A 6,896-nucleotide genomic window follows, 5' to 3' on the forward strand; every position below is an offset into this window, starting at 1 on the left:
GGTGAGGGGGCGGGCCTTGCCGCCGGTGCGGGGCAGGGACCACAGGACGCTCTGGACCTCGGCGACCAGGCGGTCGCCGGCGGGTGAGAGGGTCGCCGAGCCGTTGGTGGCGAGGGTGAACGACAGGGAGAGGCCGGTGCGCGGTCGTGCCTGGGCCGGGGCGGCGCCCACGAGGGGTACGGCGCCTGCGGCGGCGAGGAGTTGACGGCGCGTCGGGCGGAAGGCGGCGGTGCTCCGATCACGGTCCATGGCACGGTACGCTGGCGCACCACCCGACCCGTGAGCAACACCACCATTCACGCCATCGGTTGAGGCCTCAGTCGGCGGTGCGGTGACGCGTCCGCGCCCATACAGGCAGAACGAACCAGCACAGCAGGTACCAGGCGACGATTCCCGCCACCAGCCACGGAACGTAGTCGTCGTGGGTCGCCACGCGCAGCACCAGGAGCAGTGCCGCCGTCATCGTGGCCAGCAGGAGCAGGAGCCCGGCGAGGGTCAGCCGGGAGGCCCAGGTCACCGCTTCCGGCTTGATCCGCCGTCCGGCTACAAGCCGGTGGAAGGAGACCGGACCGATCAGGGCGCCGGTGGCGGCGGCCCCAAGGACCACAGTCACGATGTAGATGTTCTTGTCCGTCTCCGACAGCTGCGGGTACCGGGGCATGAACACGACGGTGAGCAGGAAGGCGAACAGGATCTGCACGCCCGTCTGGGCCACGCGCACCTCCTGGATGAGCTCGACCCATTTGCGGTCGGCGCGCTCCTCCTCGGTCTCGTCGCGGCCCCGGTCCTGGATGCTGCCGTCCTCGCTGTCGGACACCGTGTCCTCCTGGCTGCTCGGTCTCCTGGGCTGCTCGGTCTCCTTGTGTTGGATGGCGAAGAGGTGTGCGTTGTGAAGCGCGTGTAGGAATCAGTTCACTCACACGGGTGAGTCTTTTTGACGGTACGGCGGTACGTGTCCATGGGGCCTAGCGTGACCGGCGTGACCGAGCCTTCGAAGAGTGACCCTCGTGCCGCCTGGTCGCGCCGCGGGTTCCTGCTGACGGCGGCGTCCCTGGCCGCCGGTCCACAGTTCGTGCTCCAGGACCGGGCCGCCGCCGCGGCCGAACTCCCGGGGTTCCCCGAGGGAGTCGAGGTCTACCGGTCCGCGTACCGCAACTGGGTCGGCGAGATCACCGCGGACGGGCTGTGGGCCTGCGCGCCCGCCGACGCCGACGAGGTCGTCGCCGTGGTCAACTGGGCCCGGCGGCAGGGCTGGACGGTGCGTGCGCGGGGTGCGTCCCACGGCTGGTCCCCACTGACCGTCCCGGCCGGAGCCGAGCCCGGCGCCCCGGTGCTGCTGGTCGACACGACCCGGCATCTCACCGGCCTGACCATCGAGGCCGACGAACCGGCCGCGGTCCGCGCGGGCGCCGGAGCGACGCTCGAAGCACTCCTCACCTTCCTTGAGGGCCAGGGGCTCGGTGTCACGGCCGCCCCCGCCGTCGGTGTCCTCACCGTTGGCGGTGCCCTGGCCGTCGACGCCCACGGCACCTCCGTACCCGCCCGTGGAGAGCGCCCACTGCCCGGGCACACGTACGGCTCGCTCAGCAACCTGGTGCTGTCGCTGACGGCGGTGGTGTGGGACGCCGACAGCGACGCGTACGTCCTGCGCACCTATGGGCGCGACGACGCGGACGGCGCCGCCCTGCTCACCCACCTGGGCCGGGCGCTGGTCACCGAGGTCGTGCTGCGCGTGGGCGCCAACACCAGCCTGCGGTGTGTCAGCCGGACCGACCTCTCCGCGGCCGAGCTCTTCGCCGAGCCCGGCGGCCGGCGGACGTTCGCGAGCTTCCTGGACGAGGCCGGGCGGGTCGAGGCGATCTGGTTCCCCTTCACCGAGTTCCCGTGGCTGAAGGTGTGGAGCGTCGCACCACGGCGTCCGCTCACCTCACGGCGGGTGACGTCGCCCTACAACTACCCCTTCTCCGACAGCCTGCCGACTCCCGTGGCGGATCTCGTGGGGCGGATGGTGACGGAAGGTGCCTGGTATCTGGCACCGGTGCTGGGTGAGGCGCAGTTCGGGGCGGCCGCGCTCGGTCTGACGGCCACGCGGTCGGCCGACATCTGGGGACCGTCGAAGAACACGCTGCTGTATCTCAGGCCGACCACCCTGCGGATCGCGACCGACGGGTACGCGGTGCTCACCTCGCGGGAGCAGGTGCAGCGCGTCATCGCCGAGTTCACGGCCTTCTACCGGGAGCGGATCGGCGCGTACGCCGCCCGTGGGAGCTTTCCCGTCAACGGCATGGTCGAGATCCGGGTGAGCGGGCTCGACGACCCGTCGGCCGCCGGGGTGGAAGGTGCCCGAGCGCCCTTGCTGTCCGCACTGCGACCGCGCGGCGACCGGCCCGACTGGGACACGGCCGTGTGGCTGAACGTGCTGACCCTGCCGGGGACGCCGGACGCGGAGGCGTTCTACCGGGAGCTGGAGCGGTTCGTCCTCGACACGTACGACGGCGGACACGCCCTGGCCCGTGTCGAGTGGTCCAAGGGCTGGGCGTACACGGACGCGGCCGCCTGGAGCGACGGGGACGTCCTGGGCGGGGCGGTGCCCGCGTCCTTCGACGACAGCGGGGGCGACGGGGAGAGCCGGTCGGCCTGGGACGAGGCCGGGGAGATCCTTGACCGGCTGGATCCCCACGGGGTGTTCAGGAACCCCCTCCTCGACCGGCTGTTTCCGTAGCTCCGTCACGTCGGCCGGGCCGGGCCCCGCCGTCTGGGGGTCAGACCTTGCGCCAGCGTGCCATCGCGAACGAGAACAGACCGAACAGGACCAGGCCCGCCGCCACGCCCGTCAGGGCCGTCGGGCCCAGGGGCGTCCCGGCGAAGGAGCGGAGAGTGTCGTCGAGCCCCTTGGCCCTGTCCGGTTCGTAGTCGACCGCGGCCCGGATCGCGAAGGCGCCCGCGACGGCGAAGACCAGGCCGCGCGCCGCGCCGCCCGCCACACCCGTCGTGTCCACGGCCCTGCGGGTCCCACGGGACATCTCCGCGAGCCTCAGATGCTTGTGGTAGCTGCGCATCACGGCCCGCGCGCCGATCCACACCCCCGCCACGACGACACCCGTGCCCGCGGCGGCCACGAGCCACTGGCCGCCGGGCAGGCCGAGGGCCCTGGCCGTCACGTCCCTGGACTGCTCGTCACTGGAGGTGCCGGCGCCGCCGCCCCGCGCGCCCGCGGCGAAGGAGAGCACCGAGGAGGCGACCATCACGTAGAAGACACAGCGCGCGGCCGAGGCGAGCCTCTTGCGCCAGGTACGACCGTCCGCACCCGCCGCGCCGAACGCCACCTCGGACAGTCGCCACAGCGCCATGCCCGCCAGGCCGAGGCCCAGGGCCCACAGCAGGACGGCTCCGAAGGGCTTCTCGGAGAGCTCCGCGAGCGCTCCGCCGCGGTCGGCCTGCCGCTCGCCCTCTCCGAAGGTGATCTGCAGGGCCAGCGCGCCGACCAGCAGGTAGATGGCGCCACGCGCGGCGAGGCCCGCGCGCGCCGCGCCCTCCGTGACGGATGCGCGCGCCATCCGGCCGTTCGGCGGCAGCGCGCTGATGCGTAAGGCCATGGCTCAGCCGCTCGTCGTGAAGGGAGTGCGGGTGGCCCGCCCTTCCAGCACGAGCTGCACCTGGACCTCCTGATCACCGGGGACGGCGCCGACCTCTTGGACGGAGAAGGACTCCTCCAGGGCTTCCCGCAGGTGCCGCACCGCGAGGGGGCTGCCCTGGACGTCGGCGAGCACGGGACCGGACAGTGGCACGGGGTGCGGCTCGTGGGGATGGCCGGTCGGGTGCGCGGGGTCGTCGAGCAGTTCGAAGGTGCCCGCGAACACGGTCGGGCGGTCGCGGTGCGCCTCGTGCGGTTCCTCGCCGACGCAGCGGTCCGAGGTGAAGCAGGTGCACAGGGTGTCGAACAGGAGGCCCGCGTCGTGCGCGGAGCAGTCGCTGAGAACCACCTGGACCTGTGACATGGGCAGTGGGGTCAGGTTCACGAGGGTCCTCCCTGTCGTGGGCGGGGCTTCGTGGGCCGGGCACCGTGCGGGTACCCCCAGCGTGCGACCGAAACGGGGGTCCGCCCTGTGCCGCCCCCGACGGCTGTCGCCCGCCGGTCGCCCCACCCTGGTCGAGACCACTGGTGGGCTATGTTGAGTGCTCGTGGGAGACGAAGGAGGCACACGGGTGCCATCGCCGCAGCAAGCACGCGCTCAGGCATCGGCGATCACCTCGGGCCGGGCGGCTCCCGAGGCGGAGACGGCCGCGCCCACGGTCCGGCTCCGGGAGCTCTTCGACGGGCCACGTCTCTCGCCCGGGCAGCGGCGCATCGCCCAGTACCTGATCGAGCACATCACGGAGGCGGCGTTCCTGTCGATCACGGACCTCGCGGAACGCGTCGGCGTCAGCCAGCCGTCGGTGACCCGGTTCGCCGCGGCCGTGGGCTTCAGCGGGTACCCGGCGCTGCGTGAGAAGCTCCAGGCCATAGCGCTGGGCGCCCTCGGCAGCGCACCGGCCACCACCGCGGAGGACCGCAGCAACGAGCTCCAGGCCGCGGTGGACGCCGAGATCGCGAACCTGGAGAACCTGCGGCGCGACTTCGCCGACCCGGACCAGGTGATCGCGGTCGGCAGGGCCCTGTCCCGGTCGACACCCCTGACGGTCCTCGGTCTGAGGATCTCCGGGTCCCTGGCCGAGTACTTCGCGTACGCCGCGCGCCGGATCCACCCCGACGTACGCCTGGTGACCCGGGGCGGGAGCGTCGCCTACGACGCGCTGCTGCAGTCGCGCGAGGCGGGCGGCACCTGGCTGCTGGCGTTCTCGATGCCCCGGCACGGGCAGGAGACCCTCACCGCCCTCCGGGTCGCGCACAGCGCGGGTCTGAAGGTTGCCCTGATCACCGACCTGGCGCTCGGACCGCTGGCCGACGAGGCCGACGCCGTCTTCACCACGGGGACGGGATCACGCCTGGTCTTCGACTCGTACGCGGCACCCGTGCTGATGTCCGGGGCGCTGCTCCAGGCCATGACCGACGCGGATCCCGAGCGCACGCAGGCACGGCTGGAGGAGTACGAACAGATCGCGGAGCAGCACCAGTTCTTCCTCAAGGACTGAGCGCGCCCGGTCCCGCCGGGCCCGTCCCCGCGCGGCTCCCGCCACCTTCACAACATGCGACTATTCAGCCGCATCCTGGTATGAATTTTTTCATGTCCTTGCAAACTCATCGGTATATATAAATACTGCTCGCGGATCGTGACCCGGCCGGAACTCCGGGCCACGACGTCAGCCCGGGACCGTCCGCTCCTACCCGCCACGGCGCCCCGGGCATGGCGGCCCCGGTCATCCCCTGGACCGGGGCCGCCCAGTCTCCCACCCTTGGCGTCGACGTAAGACCGGAGCGATGATCATGGCCCTCACCTACTCGCCGATCAGCTCGGACTGGCCGTGTCAGGTGAAGACACCGGGAAGCTACGACTGGGAGCGGTCGGCCGCCAAGTGGCTGCGCGAGCTGGTGCCGGCCCGCTACGGCAGCTACCCGCAGATGCTCCGCCACCCGGTCCTGCTGGCCCGTCACGCCCAGATCCAGGTGCAGCACGAGATACGGGTCGCGCGCACCGCCCTGCAGACCGCGCGGGCCGAACTGCCGCGCCTCGGGCTCACCGAGTCGGTCATCGAGCACACGATCAAGATGTACGCCGCGGAAGTCATGCAGCTGAACCACATCGCCCGCAGCATCCGTGCGGTCAGCCAGGCCCTCACGGACAGCAGCCTGGCGCGCGCCTCGCACTGACGGGCCCTGCTCCTGGTGCTCCTCGCGTGCTTCCTCCTGGCGGACGAAACGGCGGTACGACCGGCCGTTGCGGGAACAAGACGAAGGGAGGAGCCGGCCGGTCGGCGGGCGTCGCGAGCGAGGGGCAGGACTCATGGATGGGGACACCTGGACGTGGGTGGTGGTCGCCGCGGTGCTCGCGGCCGTCGTACTCGGTGTCGCGGTGGCGTTGTTGGTGCGGCTGGTGCGGGCCCGGCGTGACCTGCGCCGTGCCGGACTGCCGGCCGGGCCGCGCTGGGTCTTCTGGGGCGCGGTGCTGTATCTCGTCCTGCCGGCCGACCTGCTGCCCGACCCCGTCTACCTGGACGACGTGGGAGTCCTGCTGCTGGCACTCAGGTCCCTGCGGGCCGCCCGCGCGGAGGTACCGGAGAGTGAGGCGGGAACTCCTCTGCGCAGGTGACACGTTGTCCCGCTGACGGTCACACCGACAGGCGGCGGCAATGAGCGAGCTGGTTCCCGGGGGCAATCTGCCCCTGCCGGGCGGCACCCTGACTCTCCGGGTGCCGGGCCCCTTCGACGTGTCCGCGCTCGTCACCGACGACAGCGGGAAGGTGCGCGGGGACGGCGACTTCGTGTTCTACAACCAGCGGACGGCGCCCGGGATCCGGCTGGCGGGCGCGGAGCTCACCGTCGATCCGGCCGCGCTGCGGGCCGGGGCGAGCCGCGTCACCGTGGCCATCAGCCCCGCCGATCCCGGAACACCCCTCGGGCAGTTGCCCGCTCCCTCCCTGCACGTCACCGGTCCGGGCGGACACGTCGTCGCCCGCTTCACCCCGCCACGCCCGCAGCGCGAGACGGTACTGCTGCTCGCCGAGATCTACCGGCGTGGCCCGGCGTGGAAGCTGCGGGCCCTGGGGCAGGGGTACGCGGACGGACTGGCCGGTGTCGCGCGGGACTTCGGGGTCGACGTGGTCGAGGACACGACTCCGGCGTCGGGCGCGGTGGCCGGTGCGGGTGGCTCCGCCGATGCGCCACCCCGTTCGGGCACCGCACCGGAGCCGGGGCGCTTCCGGATACCGGGGATCGCGGGCGACGGCCGGGACGGCGG

At 72.3% G+C, this 6,896-nt stretch carries 9 protein-coding genes; 5 read left to right on the forward strand and 4 right to left on the reverse strand.

The window, feature by feature from the left end; all coding sequences use genetic code 11:
- Positions 1-249, reverse strand: a 249-nt coding sequence (locus FNH08_RS40665) for a hypothetical protein (protein ID WP_152776545.1), incomplete at its 3' end; no start/stop codon positions are given.
- A 67-nt stretch (positions 250-316) separates the two neighbouring features.
- On the reverse strand, positions 317-817 hold the full coding sequence (locus FNH08_RS40670; RefSeq protein ID WP_322726269.1) for a DUF6328 family protein: 501 nt from the start codon (positions 815-817) through the stop codon (positions 317-319).
- Between the two features lie 162 nt (positions 818-979).
- Here FNH08_RS40670 and FNH08_RS40675 point away from each other — a divergent pair, with 162 nt between their 5' ends.
- Positions 980-2,722 (forward strand): cholesterol oxidase substrate-binding domain-containing protein, encoded by a 1,743-nt coding sequence (locus tag FNH08_RS40675; protein ID WP_322726270.1) that lies wholly within the window; start codon positions 980-982, stop codon positions 2,720-2,722.
- Between the two features lie 40 nt (positions 2,723-2,762).
- Here FNH08_RS40675 and FNH08_RS40680 read toward each other — a convergent pair whose 3' ends face one another.
- The gene (locus tag FNH08_RS40680) at positions 2,763-3,596 is read right to left on the reverse strand and encodes a DUF1206 domain-containing protein (RefSeq protein ID WP_228034659.1); all 834 of its coding nucleotides are present in this window, start codon (positions 3,594-3,596) and stop codon (positions 2,763-2,765) included.
- A gap of 3 nt (positions 3,597-3,599) precedes the next feature.
- Complete coding sequence (locus tag FNH08_RS40685) at positions 3,600-4,019, reverse strand: hypothetical protein (protein WP_322726271.1); 420 nt, start codon at positions 4,017-4,019, stop codon at positions 3,600-3,602.
- A gap of 187 nt (positions 4,020-4,206) precedes the next feature.
- On the opposite strand from FNH08_RS40685, the gene FNH08_RS40690 reads away from it, so the two are divergent.
- The 4 genes from FNH08_RS40690 to FNH08_RS40705 form a co-directional block, all read left to right on the forward strand.
- The gene (locus FNH08_RS40690) at positions 4,207-5,133 is read left to right on the forward strand and encodes a MurR/RpiR family transcriptional regulator (protein WP_322726272.1); all 927 of its coding nucleotides are present in this window, start codon (positions 4,207-4,209) and stop codon (positions 5,131-5,133) included.
- A 292-nt stretch (positions 5,134-5,425) separates the two neighbouring features.
- Positions 5,426-5,809 (forward strand): hypothetical protein, encoded by a 384-nt coding sequence (locus FNH08_RS40695; RefSeq protein ID WP_152776547.1) that lies wholly within the window; start codon positions 5,426-5,428, stop codon positions 5,807-5,809.
- Positions 5,810-5,942: 133 nt separating this feature from the next.
- The gene (locus FNH08_RS40700; protein ID WP_152776548.1) at positions 5,943-6,248 is read left to right on the forward strand and encodes a DUF1232 domain-containing protein; all 306 of its coding nucleotides are present in this window, start codon (positions 5,943-5,945) and stop codon (positions 6,246-6,248) included.
- 40 nt (positions 6,249-6,288) lie between these two features.
- On the forward strand, positions 6,289-6,896 hold a 608-nt coding region (locus FNH08_RS40705; protein ID WP_194238796.1), incomplete at its 3' end, for a TerD family protein.

The sequence above is a fragment of the Streptomyces spongiae genome (assembly GCF_009377185.1).
Classification (GTDB): Bacteria; Actinomycetota; Actinomycetes; order Streptomycetales; family Streptomycetaceae; genus Streptomyces; species Streptomyces spongiae.